Origin of the sequence: Pseudarthrobacter sp. NIBRBAC000502770, assembly GCF_006517815.1 — a bacterium.
GTDB classification, from domain to species: domain Bacteria; phylum Actinomycetota; class Actinomycetes; order Actinomycetales; family Micrococcaceae; genus Arthrobacter; species Arthrobacter niigatensis.
This window is the reverse complement of sequence record NZ_CP041198.1, coordinates 2,060,734-2,079,412: the sequence shown is the minus strand read 5'-3', so window position 1 is coordinate 2,079,412 and position 18,679 is coordinate 2,060,734. Positions and strand designations below refer to the sequence as shown.

Below are 18,679 nucleotides of genomic sequence, written 5' to 3'. Positions count from 1 at the left end.
CATGGAAGTCGTGATCCTCGGCGGCAGCCGGCAGGTTGGAAGGCTTGCGGCCGACGCCGTCGAACAGCTGGTCCGCCGCAAGCCGGACGCGGTCCTTGGCCTGGCCACCGGTTCCTCGCCCCTGCCGGTGTATGACGAATTGGCGGCCCGGCACGGGCAGGGCCTGGATTTCTGCCAGGCATCGGCATTCGCGCTGGATGAATATGTCGGCCTCCCCGCCGGCCACCCGGCGTCCTACCGCGAGGTGGTCCGCCGGGAGTTCACCAACCGCGTGAACATCGCTCCGGAGAACGTCCACGTGCCTGACGGGACTGCCGCAGACATTCCTGCTGCCTGCGCCGCCTACGAAGAGGCCATGGCTGCTGCCGGCGGCATTGACCTGCAGCTGCTGGGCGTTGGCACCGACGGCCATATCGGGTTCAACGAACCGAGCTCGTCCTTCGCGTCACGGACCCGGATTAAAAGCCTGATCGAACAGACACGCCGGGACAACGCCAGGTTCTTCGACAACCTGGGTGGGGTGCCGCACCACGTCATCACCCAGGGACTGGGCACCATAATGGCGGCGCGCCACGTGATCCTCCTCGCCACGGGCGCGCAAAAGGCCCAGGCCGTCCGCGATTTGGTCGAGGGGCCGGTGGCCGCCATCTGTCCCGCCTCGGTGCTGCAATTCCACCCGCACGCCACCATCCTGCTGGACGAAGCGGCCGCCTCGGCGCTGAAACTCGCTGATTTCTACCGCCATACGTATGAGAACAAGCCGGCCTGGCAGGGTCTGTAGCTTGTCCTGCGGGGCACCGGCCGGCTGCAAAAAAGTACGACGACGGCCGGTTCCGGACCCCGGCGCGGGCGTGCCGCCGTCGAACGCCCGGCCGGCGGAAAGGCTAAGATGGATGCCATGACTAGCATGACGGACCCTCTCGAAAACGACCCGATGCGCGAGCTTTCCGGGGCTGGAACGTCCACGGCCACCATTGAGCGCGAGGAACTGCGCCAGGAAGTGGAACCGGGCGACCGGGAGCGCTTTGCCCACTATGTGCGCAAGGAAAAGATCATGGAGTCCGCGATGACCGGCGAACCCGTCATCGCCCTGTGCGGCAAGGTCTGGACGCCGGGCAGGGACCCGCAGAAGTTTCCGGTCTGCCCGGAGTGCAAGGAAGTCTATGAGGGCCTCCGGCCGGGCAACGACGGCGGGAAGGGTCCGGGAGACTCGGGCAACAACAAGTAGTGACGGAGACGCTCTTTGGCGGCCCCACCCTGCCTCCGGCATACCCGGAACGTGCAGCCTGGGGAACCGCCCCGAAACTCCGTGCCTGGCAGCAGGAAGCCCTTGACCTCTACCTGCAGAACAGCCCCCGCGACTTCCTCGCCGTGGCCACCCCGGGTGCAGGCAAGACGACGTTCGCGCTGCGGATCGCCTCCACCCTGATCGATTCCGGTGCCGTTAACCGGGTGACCATCGTGGCACCCACGGACCACCTGAAGCGCCAGTGGGCCGATGCGGCCGCCAAGGTGGGGATCGCCATCGACCCCAACTTCAAGAACTCCGACGGCCAGCACGGCCGCGGCTTCATCGGGGTCGCCGTCACCTATGCGCAGGTGGCCAGCAAACCCATGCTGCACCGCGCCAAGACCGAGGCCGCCCGGACGCTGGTGATCCTGGATGAAATCCACCACGGCGGCGAGGCACTGTCCTGGGGCGATGGCCTGCGCGAGGCGTTCGACCCCGCGGTGCGCCGGCTGTCCCTGACCGGTACGCCGTTCCGATCGGACACCTCGCCCATCCCGTTCGTGGAGTACGCCGAGGACCGTGACGGCATCCGGCGCTCCAAGGCCGACTACACCTATGGCTACGGCAACGCCCTCCGGGACCACGTGGTGCGGCCCGTGATGTTCATGGCCTACTCCGGCCAGATGCGCTGGCGTACCAGCGCGGGTGAGGAAATGGCGGCCTCCCTGGGTGAGGCCGCCGTGACCAAGGACATCACCAGCCACGCGTGGCGGACTGCGTTGAACCCGGCGGGGGAGTGGATTCCCGCCGTCCTGGCCGGTGCGGACAAGCGGCTCAGCGAAGTCCGGCGCACCGTACCGGATGCCGGTGGCCTGGTCATCGCCACGGACCATGAGGACGCGCGTGCCTACGCCGGGCAGCTGAAGAGGATCACCGGCGAATCGCCCACCGTCATCCTCTCCGACGACGCCAAGGCGTCCAGCAAGATCGAGGACTTTTCGGCCGGCGACAAGCGTTGGATGGTTGCGGTCCGCATGGTGTCCGAGGGCGTTGACGTGCCCCGGCTTTCCGTGGGTGTCTACGCCACCTCAACATCCACGCCGCTGTTCTTTGCCCAGGCCGTGGGGCGCTTCGTGCGTGCCCGCAAAAGGGGCGAAACGGCGTCGGTCTTCCTGCCGTCCGTGCCGCAGCTGATGGCGCTGGCCAACTCCATGGAGATGGAACGGGACCACGCGCTGGACCGGCCCGAGAAGGAAGACGGCGACGGCCTCTTCAACCCCGAGGACTCGCTGATGGCCGAGGCCAACCGTGAGGACAAGGCCTCGGACAGCCTGACCAAGGGCAAGTTCGAGGCGCTGGACTCCCAGGCGTCCTTTGACCGCGTGTTGTTCGACGGCGGCGAGTTCGGCACCGGCGGTGAAGTGGGGTCCGACGACGAGCTGGACTTCCTGGGGATCCCGGGCCTCCTCGACGCTGAGCAGGTGGGGACGCTGCTGCGCCAGCGCCAGCACGAGCAGCTGAACCGGAAGAACCGGAAGGCCCCGGCGGCCCAGCAGGTTCCGGCCGTCCCTGACCACCGGATGCTGATGGACCTGCGCAACGAACTGGCCAAGAATGTGGCCGCCTGGTCTGCCCGGACCGGGACCCCGCACGGAGTGGTGCACACCAAGCTCCGCACTGTCTGCGGAGGACCCCCGGTGGCCCAGGCCAACGAGGAGCAGCTGAAGTCGCGGCTGCGCAAGCTCCAGGACTGGTTCGTGGGCCGCAAGTAGCGGCCGCACTCGCAGGAATCAGGCGATGTCCGCCCCGCCGAGCTCCATTTCGGCGACGGCGTCCTCCAGGTCCTCGGCGATGCCGGCGGTGAGCGACCGCACCACGGTGACGCCGTAGCCGGCCTGGACGGCATCGAGGGCGGTGGCCTTCACGCAGTAGTCGGTGGCGATGCCCACCACCACCACGTCCTCCACGTCGTGGCTTTGCAGCCAGTCGTCGAGGCCAATGGCGTCCTCATCAGTTTCCAGTGCTGCCGCGGCGCCGGGCAGGCCGCCTGCCTGGCGTTCGCCGGTGGGAACTGCGTCCTCCGGTGCCAGCAGGCCCTCGAAGCCCGAGTAGGCGGCCGCGAACTGGCCTTTCCGGAAGTAGGCGTCCACGTATTCGGTGTCCAGGTTCGGGTGGAGGTCGGCGCCGCGGGTGCCCGCCACGCAGTGCCGGGGCCAGCTGTCCCGGTAGTCGGGCGTGTCGGAAAAGTGGCTGCCCGGATCGATGTGCCAGTCCTGGGTCGCCACCACGTGGTCGAATTCGGTGTGGTGGGCGTCCAGGTATTCGCTGATGGCACCGGCAACCGCGGCACCGCCGGGCACGGCGAGTGAACCGCCCTCGCAGAAATCGTTCTGCACGTCCACGATGATCAGGGCGCGGGACATCAGTGCTCCTCGTAAATGGTGGGAATCGCGGCCTCGCCGCGCTGCAGGCGGTTGACCACCGGGGGCAGCTCCGCCATGGTGTCTGCGTGCCGCTGCCGTGCGCGCAGTACACCTTCGTGGCCGGTCCAGCCCGGGAGCAGTTCGCCGTTCTTCATGAACTGCTGCAGCAGCGGACGGTCATTGCCGTCATCCTCCGGCCGGTGGCCCACGCCCACCACCTCGGCGGTGGCCCGGCCGCGTTCGTCCAGCTTCCGGAGGGCATATTTGCGGCCGCCCACGCTGGCTTTGTTCTTGGCCGCCTTCGCCACGGACACGAAGTTTCCGTCGTCGTCGGCGCGGCTGACCAGCTTGTAGACCATGCTGGCGGTGGGGGCGCCGGAACCTGTGACCAGCGACGTGCCCACGCCGTAGGAGTCCACGGGGGCCGACTGCAGGGCTGCGATGGCGTATTCGTCCAGGTCCGAGGTCACCACGATCTTGGTGTGCTCGTTGCCGAGGTCGTCCAGGAGCCGGCGCACCCACTGTGCCTGCGCCACCAGGTCGCCTGAGTCCAGCCGGACGCCGCCCAGGCCGGGCCCTGCCAACTCGACGGCCGTGCGGACGGCCTTCTCGACGTCGTAGGTGTCCACCAGGAGGGACGTGCCCGCGCCCAGGGAGGCAATCTGGGCCTCGAAGGCCTCCCGTTCGGTATCGTGCAGCAGCGTGAAGGAATGGGCGGCGGTGCCCACCGTCTTCACGCCATAGCGGATGCCCGCCTCCAGGTTGGAGGTGCTGTCAAAACCGGCAATGATCGCCGCGCGCGCTGAGGCGGTGGCCGCTTCTTCATGCGTGCGCCGGGAGCCCATCTCGATACAGGGGCGGCCGCCCGCAGCGGTGACCATGCGGGAGGCGGCGGAGGCGATGGCGGTGTCGTGGTTGAGCACTGACAGCAGGTAGGTCTCCAGCATGCAGGCTTCGGCGAACGAGGCCTCCACCACCAGGATGGGGGAGTTGGGGAAGTACGCGTCGCCCTCGGCGTAGCCCCAGATATCGCCGGAAAACCTGTAGTTGGCCAGGTACTCGAGGGTCTCCCGGTTGACCACGTTGGTGCGTTCCAGGAACTCCAGTTCCGCCTCGCCGAAACGGAAATTCGCGATGCCTTCCAGCAGGCGACCGGTGCCGGCCACGATGCCGTAGCGCCGGCCGTCGGGCAGGCGCCGCGCAAACGCCTCGAACACGGACCTGCGGTGGGCCGCCCCGGAATGGAGGGACGCCTGCAGCATGGTCAGCTCGTAGTGGTCGGTGTAAAAGGACGTGCGGGGATGGTCCCAGCCGGCTGAGGTGCTCACGAAAGTCACTCTAGTCCCCGACGGCTCCCGCGTCTCGCTTCGCTTCGCCGTGGGACCCTCGCCGTCGTGGGCCCACCCGAGGGCTCCCGCGTCTCGCTTCGCTTCGCCGTGGGTCCCTCGCCGTCGTGGGCCCACCCGAGGGCTCCCGCGTCTCGCTTCGCTTCGCCGTGGGTCCCTCGCCGTCGTGGGCCCCAACCCCCACATAGAATGGACAGATGACCATAAGCGTTGCGCCCGGCCCTGATACACAGGAGGGCATCCGGACCGGCACAGCAGAGTCCACCGACTCCCTGACCGCGCCGGACATCCCCTGGAACCTGGTGATCTGGAACGATCCCGTCAATTTGATGAGCTACGTCAGCTACATCTTCCAAAGCTACTTTGGCTATTCGGAAAGCAAAGCCAACAAGCTCATGATGGAGGTCCACAAGAAGGGCCGGTCCATCGTTGCCTCCGGCAGCAAGGAACAGGTGGAGCGCCACGCCGTGGCCATGCACGGGTTTGGGCTCTGGGCAACCGTGGAAAAAGCCAGCGGCGGAACCGGTGGCAAGTCCGGCAAGTCCGGCGGTCCGGGCCAGGGTAAGGGGAAACGTGGCTAAGGCATTCAAATACGGGCTCAAGGGCATCACCGGTTTCCTGGAACCTGCCGAACGGGACCTGCTGCGCAGCCTCATCGATGACGTCATCTCCATGCTCCAGCCGGAGGACCGCACCGGGCAGGACCCGCTGGCAGCCCTCATTGGCCTGGACATGGACGTGGCCGAGCCCAACGACCGTGCCGTCCGGCGGCTGCTGCCCAACGTGGCGAAGGACGACGGCGCCGCGTCCCTTGAGTTCCGCCAGCTCACCGAGCGGTCACTGCGGGAAACAAAGATCGGTGCGTTGCGCGCTGCGGCCCTGGACCTGGACAAAGACGAGATCGTGCTGACGCCCGAAGGGGCAAAGCACTGGTCCATGGCGCTGAACGACGTCCGCCTTGTGCTGGCGGAGCGGCTGGACATCAGGGACGAGGCCGACGCCGAGCACGTCCACCGCATGCAGGACTGGTCCCAGGCCGAGGATGTGGAGAGCTACCTGGCGCTGGTATACAACTTCACCACCTGGCTGCAGGAATCCCTGGTCCAGGCCATGCTGCAGTCCATGGAATCCCACCGGTGAGCCATGGCGGCCAGGGGGAGGCCGTTCCTGTGACACAGGAGACACGAGTCGCTGGACACAAGATGATGACTGACGCTTCCGGGACCACCTATCCTCGAATAACCATGACAACAGCCTCGAGCGCGGAACCGTCGGCGGAAACACAGCCCGCGGCCGCAAGCGACGTGCCGGCGGCCGCCCCGGAAGCCCGGCCCATCGGTGTCTTCGACTCCGGTGTGGGGGGACTCACCGTGGCCCGCTCCATCATCGACCAGCTTCCCAACGAATCGATCCTCTACGTGGGAGACACAGCCCACGGCCCGTATGGGCCCCTGCCCATCGCCGAGGTGCGTGCGAACGCCCTGGGCGTGATGGACGAACTCGTGGACTCCGGAGTCAAGCTGCTCACCATCGCCTGCAACTCGGCGTCGGCCGCTGTCCTGCGGGACGCCCGTGAACGGTACACGGCCAAGTACGGCATCCCCGTCATCGAGGTGATCCAGCCCGCGGTCCGCCGCGCCGTCGCTGCCACCCGCACCGGAAAGGTGGGCGTTATCGGCACGTCCGCGACCATCGGGTCCCGCGCCTACGAGGACACCTTCGCCGCAGCGCCCGACCTGGACATCACCTCCGTGGCGTGCCCGGAGTTCGTCAGCTACGTGGAAGCCGGCATCACCACCGGCCCGGCCCTGCTCGCCGTTGCCGAAGAATACCTCGCGCCGCTGAAGGCCGCCGGGGTGGACACCGTGGTGCTGGGCTGCACCCACTACCCGCTGCTGACCGGCGTCATCTCGTACGTCATGGGCGCCGACGTCACCCTGGTCTCCAGCGCCGAGGAGACCGCCAAAGACGTCTACCGTGCCCTTGCCACCCACAACCTGCAGCGCACCTCGGAGGCCCCGCCCGAGCACCACTTCGTAGCCACCGGTGACGCCGGGCAGTTCGAGGCGCTCGCCCGCCGGTTCCTGGGCCCGGAAGTCCTTTCAGTCCGGCACGTGGACCACGTGGCTGCGCAGTACCCCACGGGGAGCCTGGCGCGCATTACTCCGGAGATGATCGCCGCCGCGCAAAGCGCACGCAACCGCCCCAGGATCTCAAACTTCGTGGGCGGCGGGCTCGCCGGGGCGCGCCGCGGTGGAGGGTCCGCCCAGTGAAGCTGACCATCGTGGGATGCACGGGCTCATTCCCCGGACCCGGCTCCCCGGCGTCGTGCTACCTCTTGACCGCCACCGACGGCGAGCGGACCTGGAAGGTGGTGATGGACCTCGGCAGCGGAGCCTTGGGTGCCATCCAGCGCTACACCGACCTGGAGGACATCGACGCGATCTTCCTCACCCACCTGCATCCTGACCACTGCATGGACCTGTGCGGGCTGCATGTTGCCATCCGCTGGAAGCCCGGTGGCTGGGGCCGGGGCAGGATCCCCGTGTGGGGCCCCGCCGCCACGGCAGACCGGATGGCCACCGCCTACGGCCTGCCCCTGGATCCCGGTATGCACGAAGAGTTCGATTTCACCAACTGGACAGAACGCGAACCCGTGACCGTGGGGCCGTTCACCATCACCCCGTTCGCCGTGAACCACCCCATCGAAGAGGCCTACGCCCTCCGTGTGGAAGTGGTGGAGCCCGGCAGGGACGGCGTTCCGGTGTCCCGTGTCCTGACTTATTCCGGTGATACTGACTCCTGCGCCGGACTGGAGGAAGCTGCCAAGGACGCGGACCTGTTCCTGTGCGAGGCGGCCTTCGAAGAGGGCCGCGACGACGGCATCAACGACGTCCACCTCACGGGCAAGCGTGCCGGCGAGGCGGCAGCGGCCGCCGGTGCACGGCGCCTGCTGCTGACCCACATCCCGGTGTGGACGTCCCAGACCACCGTGATGGCCGAAGCCCGCCCGGTGTTTCCCGGCGACGTGGCGGTCGCAGTGGCGGGCGTCCACTACACCATCTAGCGACGCCGGATCCCGGCGCCTGGGTCCATGGCGCCTGCCTGCCGCGCGGGCACTCGATAAGCTAAAGGCATGACATCTGAAGCAACAGCAGTGCCCGTAGTGCGCGCCGACGGCCGTGCCCCCGACCAGCTCCGGCCCATCAGCATCACCCGCGGATGGTCCAACCAGGCTGAGGGATCGGCGCTGATCGAATTCGGCAACACCAGGGTGCTCTGCACGGCATCGCTGACCGCCGGTGTGCCGCGCTGGCTCAAGGGCGAGGGCCGCGGCTGGGTCACGGCCGAGTACGCCATGCTGCCGCGCGCCACCAACACCCGTTCGGACCGGGAATCCGTGAAGGGAAAGATCGGGGGCCGCACGCACGAGATTTCACGCCTGATCGGACGTTCGCTGCGCTCCATCATCGACACCAAGGCCCTGGGCGAGAACACCATCGTGTTGGACTGCGACGTCCTCCAGGCCGACGGCGGGACCCGGACCGCAGCCATCACCGGCGCCTACGTGGCTCTTGCCGACGCCATCCGGTTCGCCCGCGACACCAAGCTCATCGCCAAGAACGCCCAGCCGCTCATCGACACGATTGCGGCGGTATCCGTGGGCATCATCGACGGGGTTCCCATGCTGGACCTGCCCTACGTGGAGGACGTGCGGGCCGAGACCGACATGAACGTGGTGGTCACCGGCTCCGGCAAGTTCGTTGAAGTGCAGGGGACGGCTGAGGGTGCCCCGTTCGACCGGGACGAGCTGAACCAGCTCCTGGACCTGGCTCTCCTGGGCACGGCCCAGCTGGCTGCCATCCAGCGCGAGACCCTGGCGGACACCCTGTGAGCGGTGCGGCTCCCCGGCTGGTGCTGGCAACGCACAACAAGGGCAAGCTGCGCGAACTCCGTGAACTGCTGCGCGGACAGGTCCCGGGGCTCGACGTCGATACCCAGGTGGTGGACGCCGCCGCGGCGGGTGCCCCGGACGTCGTCGAGAGCGGCGTGACGTTCGCCGAGAACTCCCTGCTGAAGGCGCGCGCGGTGGCCGGCGCCACCGGACTGGTTGCCATCGCCGACGACTCCGGCCTGGCCGTGGACGTCATGGGTGGGGCCCCCGGCATTTTCTCCGCCCGCTGGGCGGGACGCCACGGTGATGACGCCGCCAACCTCGAACTGCTGCTGAACCAGCTGTCCGACGTTCCCGACGAACACCGCGGTGCCGCGTTCGTGTGCGCCGCCGCCCTTGCCATGCCCGCGGACGCGGAGGGGCCCGGGCGCGAGGTGGTGGAGTACGGGCAGCTGGAAGGCGTCCTGCTCCGTGAACCGCGGGGCGCCGGCGGCTTTGGCTACGATCCGGTGCTGCGGCCTGCCGGCGAGAACCGTAGCTGCGCCGAGCTGTCCGCCGAGGAAAAGAACGCCATCAGCCACCGCGGCAAAGCCTTCCGGGCACTGCTGCCGTCCATCGTGGCGGCACTTGAATCGGCAGGCTAAAAGCCTGCGGCAGGGCGGCTTTCCAAAAAAGGTGCGCACCCCCGTGGGTGCGCACCTTTTTGGCGGTGGTGGACGTTGGCGGACCGCTACTCCGGCCGCTGGCCCTGGATGTTGCGGGGAGTCTTCTGCTCCGCCTCCGGTTCGTGCTCCTCGATGAATTCGTCAACGGTGTCTGTGCCGTAGGCCTGCGCCTGGCGCTTCGCTGACATGCCGCGCAGGATTTCTATGCCGATCGGCACCACCGAGACCAGCACGATGGCGATGAAGATGATGTCCAGGTTGTCCCGGACCCAGGGCACCGTGTCGCCCAGCAGGAACCCGAGCAGGGTCACGCCGCCGCCCCAGAGCACCGCGCCGACGACGTTGTAGATGAAGAACTTGCGCTTGCTCATCTGCGCCACGCCGACGATCACGGGGACAAAGGTCCGGATGATGGGAACGAAACGGGCCAGGATAAGCGCCTTGCCGCCGTGCTTCTCAAAGAACGCGTGCGCGCTCTCGACATTCTCGCGTTTGAACAGTTTGGAGTCGGGCTTGTTGAAGAGCGCAGGGCCCGCTTTGGAACCGATCAGGTAGCCGGCCTGGTTGCCGATGATGGCGGAAACCACGATCAGCAGGGCCAGGAGCCAGATGTTGAACTTGATGGTGCCGGTGGCGACCAGCAGGCCGGCGGTGAACAGCATGGAATCGCCCGGCAGGAAGAAACCGACCAACAAGCCGGTTTCGGCGAAGATGATTCCGCATACCAGCAGCACCACCCAAGGGGCGAGCGCAGGATCGGCCAGGAAGACCTGGGGGTTCAGCCAATCGGGCAGGAAGGACGCCATTTTTGGCTGGACCGGTCCCGCACCGCCCAGCATGGACACAGCGAGCTCATTCATCACAGGGAAGTTCACCTTTCAAGGGTACTTGACGGGCATGGGCTCCCCGGGGCTGGAGGTCCGCGGCGGTAAGGTAGGGGCCGTGGGTTTGGACTTTACGGCGATCGACTTCGAAACGGCCAACGGCTTCCGGGGCTCCCCGTGCTCCGTGGGACTAACGAAGGTGAGAGGCGGCAGGATCGTCGCGGAAGCCTCCTGGCTGATGCGTCCGCCGGCGGGATACGACATCTTCGACCACCACAACGTCAGGATCCACGGCATCACACCGGCTGATGTTGCCGGCTCGCCGCGCTTTGGCGAGCTGTTTCCCGAAATAGGGGCGTTCATCGGCGATGACGTGATCGTCGCGCACAATGCTGCCTTCGACCTTGGCGTGATCCGCTCGGCGCTGGAAGTCTCCGGCCTGCCAGGCCCGGCCTACGACTATGTCTGCACCGTCATGCTGTCCCGGCGCTGCTACTCGCTCGTGTCCAACTCCCTCCCGTTTGCCGCCGAGGAAGCAGGTGTTCCGCTGGTTAACCACCACGACGCCGCGGAAGATGCCCGTGCCTGCGCCGGGATCCTCATCGACATCGCCGCCCGCAACGGTGCCAACAGCATCGCCGAACTCTACCTGTCCCTGGGCCTGGCCATGCCGCGGCAGGAGGCCTTCGACCCCGCTACCGGCGACCTGTCAAAGGCCAGCCTCACGGCGCTGGCAGGGAACTCCGGCAACGGGGCGGCTCTGGTCCGCCCGTTCCAGTCCGGCTGGCCGGAGGAAGGACTGAACCCGGAGCCCAACCTGGACGCCGAGCCCGGGCATCCGCTGTACGCCCAGACCGTGGTGTTCACCGGGCAGCTCTCCATCAATCGTCCGGACGCCAAACTTCGCTCGGCCAGGTGCGGCGCGCGGACCGAGAACCGGGTCACCGCGCGGACTACCGTCCTGGTGGTGGGGGACGGGTTCGTGGCCTCGGACCTGCGTTCGGGCAGGCTCACGGGCAAGGCCCGGCGTGTCCTGGAGGTCCACGAGCGCGGCCAGGCCATTGAAGTGCTGTCCGAAGGCGAGTTCCTGCAGATGGTGGGCGGTGCAGAAGAAGCCCGGGGACTTCCTGTCGGCGCCGGGGCAGCCTGGGCCGGTGCCACAGCCGCCGGCGCCTGATCCATCCTGCGGCGGGGCCCGCGGTCATGCGGCGCAACAAAGCTTGGCTGCTCCTGCGGCTGCCTCCTACCCTTGCGGGATGGCCTCCCTGTTCGAATTCCCCAACCCCGTCAATGAGTACGCCGCCCGCACCACGGCAGCGCTCGTGGTGCTGCTCGCCGTCGCCACCGCTGTGGCAAATTCAGGCTGGGGGCTGGCAGCGATCGCCACCGGATTCTGGCTGCGGCTGCTCTTCGGCCCGCGGATTTCACCCCTGGCACTGCTTTCGGTCAAGGTAATCACGCCCCGGCTCGGAAAGGTAAAGCTGGTTGCCGGGCCGCCCAAGCGTTTCGCCCAGGGAATCGGTGCGGCAGTGTCCACCGGTGCCCTGCTCCTCTTCGCCGCCGGTGCGGCGCCGGCAGCCTGGACGCTCCTGGGCATCCTGGTGATAGCTGCGTCGCTTGAAGCCTTCGCGGGATTCTGCCTGGGGTGCACCATCTTCGGGTTTTTGCAGCGCCGTGGCGTGATCCCGGAGGACGTCTGCGAGGCCTGCAACAACATCAGTCTTCGCCGGTCGTAACCTTCACCAACTGATCGGCCATTCGGCGGATGACCTCCGCCGCTTCCAAGGCTTCAAGCCAGGTGGCGGGCAGGCAGGCCTCCCCGTAAAGGGCTCCCAGGATGTTTCCCGCGAGCGCCCCCGTGGTGTCGCTGGCGCCGCTGTGGTTCACGGCCACCAGCATGGCGTTGCGGAAATGCTCAACGGGCTGCGTGTCCGCCCCGTCGGCCGGGGCAGTGGCGATGACGGAATACAGCGCGACGGCGAGTGCTTCCTCCGCTGTCCGGCCCCCGCCGAGCTCGCGTTGCAGTTCCTCGGGGCCGACGAGTCCGTTCTCCGCGAGCCGCAGGGCGGCCGCAAGGCGCTCCGGCAGTTCCGGGGCAACGTTCACAACGGTGCCGGCGTGCGCGGTAACACCGGCAGCGGCGTCCCGCAGGGCCTCACCGGACACCAACCGGTGGATCAGGAGGCTGAAGATGCCCGAACCCTGCCGGGCGGAAGGATGCCCGTGCGTCAGGGCGGCGGCGTCGGCACTTAGCTTATAGACGGCGTCGGGCGTGATGTGTGGCACCAGCCCGAACGGAGCCGAACGCATCACCGTGCCGGCGCCCCTGGCGTCGGGGTTCACCGGGCGCATGGCGGTTCCCATCTCACCGGTGGCCAGACCGCTGAGGCAGTCCTTGTCGGGACGCCTGCGCTGCCTGAGCACCCCATTGCCGTCGATCCAGCGCGGCTGGGGTACCGGCGCGGAGGGTCCTGCATCCTCACCCTGGGCGGCAAGCCAGCGCAGGTAGGCCAGCCAAACGCAGGCGTTCACGTCCGCGCCTACGCCGGAGTTGGCCCACTCCAGCGCCTCCACCAGCCCATCCACCGTGTACAGGGTCAGCTGCGTGTCATCAGAGAAATGACCGGGGCCCGCCAGGTCCTCGAACCCGGTGAGGCCCCGCGCCCCGAACCGCTCCCGTATCCCGGCAATGGAATCGGATTGCACGGCGTACCCCAGCGCATCGCCCAGGGCTCCGCCCAGCAGGGAACCGCGGATGCGGGATGGAAGGGTTGGTGCGGGGATACCGTGGTCAAAGCTCATGGGGTAAATTTACCGTCCTGGCCACGTGGTCCTGCGCTCCACGCGGGGCTACCCCCACCCGGACAGCTGCCGTCCAGCAAACGCACAGCCGCGGCTGGGATACTGCTCGGGTTGCCCCGCGCCGGCACGGATGCCCGCAGCAGCACCGGAACCACAAAAACAGCCCGAACCCAGACCCCCAACAAGCAAAGGTCCCCACCATGAGCACCCCTGTCCCAGCCCGCGACGCACTGCAGCCCGGCGGCACTGTTTCCGCGCCCACCGGCCTGCTGCCCCGCCTGGCGGCCGAGGCGTTTGGAAGCCTCTTCCTGGCAGTGGCCGGCCTGGGCGTGCCCCTGTTCAGCATTCCGCAGTCCAGCCCGGTCCCCTCAGCCCTGGCGGCAGGCCTCGCCGTCACCGCCGCCATGCTGGCCTTCGGGCATATCTCCGGCGGTCACTTCAACCCGGCCATCACCCTGGGGCACCTCCTGGCCGGCCGGATCCGGGCCGGTGCGGCCGCCGCCTACGCTGCCGCCCAGCTCGTCGGAGCCCTGGTGGGCGCCCTGGCCCTGTTCGGCATCCTGCGCACACTGCCCAGCATCCCGGACAGCCGCACGGCTTTCGACACCGTTGCCGCGGGCTTCGGTGAGCACTCCATCATCCAGGCCCCCCTCGCGGCCGTCGTCCTCCTCGAGCTGCTGGGTGCCGCCATCATCGTGGCTGTTTTCCTGGGAGCCGCCGGCCGTGAAGGGGGTGCCCGCACGGTGGCGCCCGTCGCCGTCGGCCTGTCCTTTGCGGCACTGCTGCAGGTGGGCCAGGCGGTGGGAAACCTGCCGTTCAACCCTGCCCGTGCCGTTGCTTCCGCCGTCTTCAGTTCCGGCTGGGCTGTGGAGCAGCTGTGGGTCTTCCTGGTGGCGCCGCTGGCTGGTGCTGCCATCGCGGGGCTGGTGTTCCGGATCGGCGACGTGACCGGTTCCCCTGCGCCCGTTGTGGACGTGGAGACTGCCGGGGAGGGCACCGACGCTGACGACGACGACGATGATGCCGACGCGGCTGCCGTGACTGAGCCTGTCCCTGCCGGGGCTGCCCGCGAGGAGAAAGCCCGCGGCGTCAGCGAGGTCCAGGAGTTCTTCGACGGAAAAAGGTCCTGAGCGCCGTTTGCCGCGGCGTTTTCTGCACTGTCAGTGGCTGCCGATAACTTAGGATCATGCGGTTACTTCACACCTCGGACTGGCACCTGGGCCGTTCCTTCCACGGCGTTGGGATGCTCGACACCCAGCGCTCCTTCGTGGACCAGTTGGTGGCGGCGGTTGAGCGGGAAAGCGTGGACATCGTCCTGATCGCGGGCGACGTCTACGACCGCGCACTTCCCGGCGTGGACGTTGTGCATCTCCTCGATGACGCACTGGTCCGGCTCACCGCCGCAGGCGCGCAGGTGGTCCTCACCAGCGGCAACCACGATTCCGCCATCCGCCTGGGGTTCGCGTCCCGCCTGCTGGAACGCGGGGGAGTGCACCTGCGCACCAGGGTGGAGGACCTCGACCAGCCGCTGCTGGTCCCGCTGGGAACGGACGCTGCAGGCAAAGACGCCACCTTGGCGCTGTACGGCATCCCGTGGCTCGAACCCAGGATGGTGGCCGACCAACTGGGCGTGGACACGGCAAGCCACTTCGAGGTCACCCGCGCCGCAACAGGCCTGGTCCGGGCGGACATTGCCCGGCGCGCCGCCTCCGCCACCGTCCACTCGGTGGTCCTGGCGCACACTTTCGCCAGCGGCGGCATCAGTTCGGACAGCGAGCGTGACCTCAGCATCGGCGGAGTGGGAGCTGTTCCCCTGGACCTCTTCGACGGTTTCAGCTACAGCGCGCTGGGCCACCTGCACGGCCGGCAAAAGCTGTCCGAGTCCGTCAGGTACTCCGGATCACCACTGGCTTATTCCTTCTCCGAGGCCGCCCACCAAAAGGGTGCCTGGCTGGTGGATGTTGGTCCGGAAGGCGTGGCGTCGGTGGCGGAAGTCCTCTGGGAGGCGCCGCGCCCACTCGCCGTACTCCGCGGACCGCTGGAGGAGCTGCTGGCGGATCCCGCCCATGCATGGGCGGAAACCGCCTATTGCCAGGTCACCCTGACCGATGCCCAGCGTCCCGCACGCGCCATGGAACGGCTGCGCGCCAGGTTCCCGGATACCCTGGTCCTGGCCTTCGATCCGCAGGGCGCCGCTGCCCCTGCCGAGGCAAGCTACAGCAGCAGGCTCGCCGGCGCACCGGATGACCTGGCCGTCTGCTGCGGGTTCCTGGACCACGTGCGGGGACGGGACGCCGACCCCGCCGAAAGGGCTGCGCTCGCGGCCGCGCTGGAAAACGTCAGGCTCTCGGAGGTGTCGCGGTGAGGATCCATAAGCTGCGGATTTCCGCGTTTGGGCCCTTCGCGGGGACCGAGGACATCGACTTTGACCGCCTGAGCGCGCACGGACTGTTCCTGCTGAACGGGCCCACCGGTGCCGGCAAGACCAGCGTCCTGGATGCCATCTGCTTTGCGCTCTACGGGTCCGTACCCGGTGCCCGGCAGGACGGGAAGCGGTTGCGCAGCGACCATGCGGAGCCGGGGCAGGAACCCGCCGTCACGTGTGAGTTCTCCGCGCAGGGCCGCCGCTTCGAGGTGACGCGTTCCCCGGCCTGGGAGAAGCCGAGCGCCCGCGGGAAGAACGGCTTCACGGTCCAGCAGGCCAAGACACTGCTTCGGGAGCGCGTGGGTGGGGACTGGGTGGAGAAGTCCGCCCGCAACGATGAAGCGGGCGCGGAGATCATGGCCCTGCTGGGCATGGACCGTGAACAGTTCACCCGGGTGGTGATGCTGCCGCAGGGTGATTTCGCCGCTTTCCTGCGCTCAAAGGCTGCTGACCGGCTGGACCTGCTGCAGAAGCTTTTCGGCACCCAGAGGTTTGAAGCCCTGGAACAGGAGCTGTCCCGGCAGGCTGCTGCCGCCAGGGACGACGTGGCGGTCCTGTCAGGGCAACTCGCCCTCCTTGCCTCGCGCGCCGAAACCGAGGCCGCCCCCCTGAACCTTCCCGGCGAGGGAGCGCCGCCAACAGACGATATTCCCCGCCGCCTGGCCTGGCTGCAGGCCGCTGCCGCCCTGCGCCGGAACGAGCTCGCGGGGCAGGCTGCGGCCGCCGAGGAGGTCAACCAGGCCCGCCGCGCAGAGGCGGAAACGGAGGCCGCGCGCCACGAACGGCACCGGAAACTCGCCGCAGCTGCCGCCCGGAAAAAGGCCGTGGAGGACGGGGCCGCAGTGCAGGAGGAGCATTCTTCCCGGCTGGTGAGGCACCGGCAGGCAGAGGTTCTCCAGGGGCAGCTGCTGGCGGTCGACGCTGCTGCCGGGAAGGTCCGCGGCGCCGCCGCGGCCGCCGAATCGGCCGTGACCCTGCTGCGGCTCGCCGCCGGGGACGGCGGCGAGTTGGCCCAGCTCGGCGCCGGAACATCAGGGAGTCCACAGTCGACCTTGGGTTCCCCACGGGATGGCTCGGACAGCTGGCCCGGGGCTGAGGAGGAACTGGGCCGCCTGCGTTCGCTGCTGGCCGTCGTCGAGGCACGACTGCCTGACGAAGAAAGGCTCAAGGAGCTGCGGAAGCGGCACCATGGCTTAACCGGCCGGCTGGGTGGGCTGGAGCTCGCCGCGGAGACACTGGGCCAGCGCGCCAAGCACCTGGTGGCCGAACGGGAACAGCTGTTGGAGGGCCTGGACCAGCTGGAAGCGCGCGCTGTGGAGGCCTCTTTGCGGCGCAAGGAGGCGGCCGCTGCGGCGGAGCTGCTGGACGTGGTCAGCCGGTACGGGGAAGCGGCCCAGCGCAGGGATCTCGCCAAGAGCCGCCATGACGATTCCCGGGAGAAGCTCCTGGAGGCCAAACGCCGCTGGCTGGACCTGCGGGAAGAGCGGCTGGCGAACGCCGCATCCGAACTGGCTGCCGGGCTGGTTGCCGGGGAACCGTGCCCTGTCTGCGGAAGTGGAGACCACCCCGGGCCGGCAGATGCGGGAACCGGAGGGCCGTCCCTGGCCCAGGCGGAGGAACAGGCCCACGGCGTGTTCGAGGCCGCGGAGGCTGCCAACGCCCGGGTTGCCGCTGATCTGGCCGAGGCCGGGCAGGCAGTGGCTGTCCTCGCCGGCCAGGGCGGGACCACTGAGATGGACGCTGCACGCTCGGGTGCAGCTGATGCACTCGCTGCGGCAGTGGATGCCGAGCAGGCGGCCGAGCAGCTGCAGGACAGGCGGCAGCGGCTGGAGGTCGTGGATGACCGCCTCAGCCAGGCCCGGGCCACACTGTCCGAAACGGAAGCCGAGATGTCCCAGGCCAGCGCGGCCCTTGCCAATCTGGCCGAACAGGTTGCCGCACTGGACACTGCTCTTTCAGGCCTCCGGGGCAACCACCGAAGCCTGGGCACCCGGCTGCGGGAACTTGAGGATGCGGTGGCGGTCCTGGATAAAGCGGTCGAAGCGCAGGTGCGCCTGGATCACGCGCGGCTGCAGGCCGCCGAAGCGCAGGACGCCCTGGAACAGGCACTGCCCGGTGCCGGTTTTGCCACTGCTGACGAGGTCCGCAGCCAGCTCCTTGATGCCGCTGACCTGGCAGCCGTTGAGGCCGCCATCCGTGCCGCCCAGGATGAAGCTGCCCGCGTGGCCGGGCTGTTCGAGTCAGATGACATCATGCTCGCGCAGGAGGAAGCGGCGGCCGGCTTTATCCCGGACGAGGAACGGCTGGCCTCGCTGCGCCTGGACGCTGCGGCTGCCCGGGACCGGGCGCGGGAGGCTGACCTGGCTGCCGGCCTGGCCGCACGCTGCCTGGATTCGTTGAAGGCCATTGCAGCGGATTATGAAGCGCTGGCCGGTTCGTCACGCGAGCCGGCGGAGCGGGCCCGGATGCTTGCCGGGTTGGCCGACGCCGCAGCCGGCCGGGGCGAGAACACGTACCGCATGAGCCTGAACAGTTATGTCCTGGCCGCGCGGCTGGAACAGGTGGCCCTGGCCGCATCCGAACGCCTGGTGGCGATGAGCGACGGCCGGTACCTGCTCCAGCACACAGATGCCAAGGCCGCCCGTGGAGCAAAGTCGGGGCTGGGGCTGGAAGTGGTGGACCAGTGGACGGGCTTTCGCCGGGACACCTCCACGCTGTCCGGAGGCGAGTCCTTCATGGCCTCGCTCTCGCTGGCCCTGGGCCTTGCAGACGTGGTCCAGCAGGAATCCGGAGGCGTGGAAATCGAAACCCTGTTCGTTGACGAGGGCTTCGGCAGCCTGGACGACCAATCCCTGGAGCAGGTCATGGATGCCCTTGAAGGGCTTCGCGACGGCGGTAGGGTGGTGGGACTGGTCAGCCACGTCGCCGAGATGAAGCAGCGGATCAGTACCCAGCTGCAGGTAGTCAAGAACCGGAACGGCTCCACGCTGCGGATCTCCGAAAGCCTGGACGCACTTCTCTGACCGTCCCCTGACCGGGCCGATATACTTGTCGGTGTTACCGGGTTG

Annotated in this window: 18 protein-coding genes; 14 read left to right on the top strand and 4 right to left on the bottom strand. The window is 68.2% G+C overall.

Annotation, left to right across the window (positions count from 1 at the left end; translation table 11 throughout):
* The first annotated feature begins 1 nt into the window (after position 1).
* The 3 genes from nagB (at position 2) to NIBR502770_RS09955 (ending at position 3,003) form a co-directional block, all read left to right on the top strand.
* Positions 2-781, top strand: coding sequence for a glucosamine-6-phosphate deaminase (gene nagB / locus NIBR502770_RS09965; protein ID WP_141181817.1), 780 nt, complete (start codon positions 2-4; stop codon positions 779-781).
* Between the two features lie 108 nt (positions 782-889).
* Positions 890-1,228 carry a DUF3039 domain-containing protein gene (locus tag NIBR502770_RS09960; RefSeq protein WP_110541018.1) on the top strand — a complete coding sequence of 113 codons (339 nt, stop codon included), beginning with the start codon at positions 890-892 and terminating at the stop codon, positions 1,226-1,228.
* Positions 1,228-3,003, top strand: a complete 1,776-nt coding sequence (locus NIBR502770_RS09955; RefSeq protein ID WP_141181816.1) for a DEAD/DEAH box helicase — start codon at positions 1,228-1,230, stop codon at positions 3,001-3,003. Before NIBR502770_RS09960 ends, NIBR502770_RS09955 begins: the two co-directional genes overlap by 1 nt.
* An 18-nt stretch (positions 3,004-3,021) precedes the next feature.
* Here NIBR502770_RS09955 and NIBR502770_RS09950 read toward each other — a convergent pair whose 3' ends face one another.
* Both NIBR502770_RS09950 and NIBR502770_RS09945 read right to left on the bottom strand, forming a co-directional pair.
* Entirely contained in the window at positions 3,022-3,654 is a 633-nt protein-coding gene (locus tag NIBR502770_RS09950; protein ID WP_141181815.1) for an isochorismatase family protein, read from the bottom strand.
* Positions 3,654-4,982: a nicotinate phosphoribosyltransferase gene (locus tag NIBR502770_RS09945; protein WP_141181814.1), complete on the bottom strand. Its 1,329-nt coding sequence runs from the start codon at positions 4,980-4,982 to the stop codon at positions 3,654-3,656. The genes NIBR502770_RS09950 and NIBR502770_RS09945 overlap by 1 nt, the downstream gene beginning before the upstream one ends.
* Before the next feature lie 215 nt (positions 4,983-5,197).
* Here NIBR502770_RS09945 and clpS point away from each other — a divergent pair, with 215 nt between their 5' ends.
* The 6 genes from clpS (at position 5,198) to rdgB (ending at position 9,539) form a co-directional block, all read left to right on the top strand.
* Positions 5,198-5,581, top strand: coding sequence for an ATP-dependent Clp protease adapter ClpS (gene clpS / locus NIBR502770_RS09940; RefSeq protein WP_141160077.1), 384 nt, complete (start codon positions 5,198-5,200; stop codon positions 5,579-5,581).
* Positions 5,574-6,140 (top strand): DUF2017 domain-containing protein, encoded by a 567-nt coding sequence (locus NIBR502770_RS09935; RefSeq protein WP_141181813.1) that lies wholly within the window; start codon positions 5,574-5,576, stop codon positions 6,138-6,140. Before clpS ends, NIBR502770_RS09935 begins: the two co-directional genes overlap by 8 nt.
* 104 nt (positions 6,141-6,244) lie before the next feature.
* Positions 6,245-7,273, top strand: coding sequence for a glutamate racemase (murI, locus tag NIBR502770_RS09930; RefSeq protein ID WP_141160079.1), 1,029 nt, complete (start codon positions 6,245-6,247; stop codon positions 7,271-7,273).
* Positions 7,270-8,067 carry an MBL fold metallo-hydrolase gene (locus tag NIBR502770_RS09925; protein ID WP_141160080.1) on the top strand — a complete coding sequence of 266 codons (798 nt, stop codon included), beginning with the start codon at positions 7,270-7,272 and terminating at the stop codon, positions 8,065-8,067. Before murI ends, NIBR502770_RS09925 begins: the two co-directional genes overlap by 4 nt.
* 69 nt (positions 8,068-8,136) lie before the next feature.
* Positions 8,137-8,895: a ribonuclease PH gene (gene rph / locus NIBR502770_RS09920; protein ID WP_141181812.1), complete on the top strand. Its 759-nt coding sequence runs from the start codon at positions 8,137-8,139 to the stop codon at positions 8,893-8,895.
* The gene (gene rdgB, locus NIBR502770_RS09915) at positions 8,892-9,539 is read left to right on the top strand and encodes an RdgB/HAM1 family non-canonical purine NTP pyrophosphatase (protein ID WP_141181811.1); all 648 of its coding nucleotides are present in this window, start codon (positions 8,892-8,894) and stop codon (positions 9,537-9,539) included. The genes rph and rdgB overlap by 4 nt, the downstream gene beginning before the upstream one ends.
* Positions 9,540-9,625: 86 nt before the next feature.
* Here rdgB and NIBR502770_RS09910 read toward each other — a convergent pair whose 3' ends face one another.
* On the bottom strand, positions 9,626-10,420 hold the full coding sequence (locus NIBR502770_RS09910) for a DedA family protein (protein ID WP_141181810.1): 795 nt from the start codon (positions 10,418-10,420) through the stop codon (positions 9,626-9,628).
* Positions 10,421-10,502: 82 nt separating this feature from the next.
* On the opposite strand from NIBR502770_RS09910, the gene NIBR502770_RS09905 reads away from it, so the two are divergent.
* Together NIBR502770_RS09905 and NIBR502770_RS09900 are read left to right on the top strand one after the other, a co-directional pair.
* Positions 10,503-11,561 carry an exonuclease domain-containing protein gene (locus NIBR502770_RS09905; RefSeq protein ID WP_246857457.1) on the top strand — a complete coding sequence of 353 codons (1,059 nt, stop codon included), beginning with the start codon at positions 10,503-10,505 and terminating at the stop codon, positions 11,559-11,561.
* A 79-nt stretch (positions 11,562-11,640) separates the two neighbouring features.
* Complete coding sequence (locus NIBR502770_RS09900; protein WP_141181809.1) at positions 11,641-12,120, top strand: DUF4395 domain-containing protein; 480 nt, start codon at positions 11,641-11,643, stop codon at positions 12,118-12,120.
* Here the strand turns inward: NIBR502770_RS09900 and NIBR502770_RS09895 are convergent.
* The gene (locus NIBR502770_RS09895; RefSeq protein WP_141181808.1) at positions 12,101-13,186 is read right to left on the bottom strand and encodes an ADP-ribosylglycohydrolase family protein; all 1,086 of its coding nucleotides are present in this window, start codon (positions 13,184-13,186) and stop codon (positions 12,101-12,103) included. The two genes, NIBR502770_RS09900 and NIBR502770_RS09895, sit on opposite strands and share 20 nt — an antisense overlap.
* A gap of 200 nt (positions 13,187-13,386) precedes the next feature.
* Between NIBR502770_RS09895 and NIBR502770_RS09890 the strand changes: the two genes are divergently transcribed.
* The 3 genes from NIBR502770_RS09890 to NIBR502770_RS09880 are packed head-to-tail and all read left to right on the top strand — an operon-like array spanning position 13,387 to position 18,634.
* Positions 13,387-14,316: an MIP/aquaporin family protein gene (locus tag NIBR502770_RS09890; protein ID WP_141160086.1), complete on the top strand. Its 930-nt coding sequence runs from the start codon at positions 13,387-13,389 to the stop codon at positions 14,314-14,316.
* Between the two features lie 56 nt (positions 14,317-14,372).
* Positions 14,373-15,551, top strand: coding sequence for an exonuclease SbcCD subunit D (locus tag NIBR502770_RS09885; protein WP_141181807.1), 1,179 nt, complete (start codon positions 14,373-14,375; stop codon positions 15,549-15,551).
* A complete protein-coding gene (locus NIBR502770_RS09880; protein ID WP_141181806.1) occupies positions 15,548-18,634 on the top strand; it encodes an AAA family ATPase in 3,087 nt (1,028 codons plus the stop codon). The genes NIBR502770_RS09885 and NIBR502770_RS09880 overlap by 4 nt, the downstream gene beginning before the upstream one ends.
* The last annotated feature ends 45 nt before the right edge of the window (positions 18,635-18,679 follow it).

Coding starts and splice junctions, on each gene's coding strand:
- nagB (WP_141181817.1), top strand. CDS start 2: ATGGAAGTCGTGATCCTCGGCGGCAGCCGGCAGGTTGGAAGGCTTGCG.
- NIBR502770_RS09960 (WP_110541018.1), top strand. CDS start 890: ATGGATGCCATGACTAGCATGACGGACCCTCTCGAAAACGACCCGATG.
- NIBR502770_RS09950 (WP_141181815.1), bottom strand. CDS start 3,654: ATGTCCCGCGCCCTGATCATCGTGGACGTGCAGAACGATTTCTGCGAG.
- clpS (WP_141160077.1), top strand. CDS start 5,198: ATGACCATAAGCGTTGCGCCCGGCCCTGATACACAGGAGGGCATCCGG.
- murI (WP_141160079.1), top strand. CDS start 6,245: ATGACAACAGCCTCGAGCGCGGAACCGTCGGCGGAAACACAGCCCGCG.
- rph (WP_141181812.1), top strand. CDS start 8,137: ATGACATCTGAAGCAACAGCAGTGCCCGTAGTGCGCGCCGACGGCCGT.
- NIBR502770_RS09910 (WP_141181810.1), bottom strand. CDS start 10,420: ATGAATGAGCTCGCTGTGTCCATGCTGGGCGGTGCGGGACCGGTCCAG.
- NIBR502770_RS09900 (WP_141181809.1), top strand. CDS start 11,641: ATGGCCTCCCTGTTCGAATTCCCCAACCCCGTCAATGAGTACGCCGCC.
- NIBR502770_RS09895 (WP_141181808.1), bottom strand. CDS start 13,186: ATGAGCTTTGACCACGGTATCCCCGCACCAACCCTTCCATCCCGCATC.
- NIBR502770_RS09890 (WP_141160086.1), top strand. CDS start 13,387: ATGAGCACCCCTGTCCCAGCCCGCGACGCACTGCAGCCCGGCGGCACT.
- NIBR502770_RS09885 (WP_141181807.1), top strand. CDS start 14,373: ATGCGGTTACTTCACACCTCGGACTGGCACCTGGGCCGTTCCTTCCAC.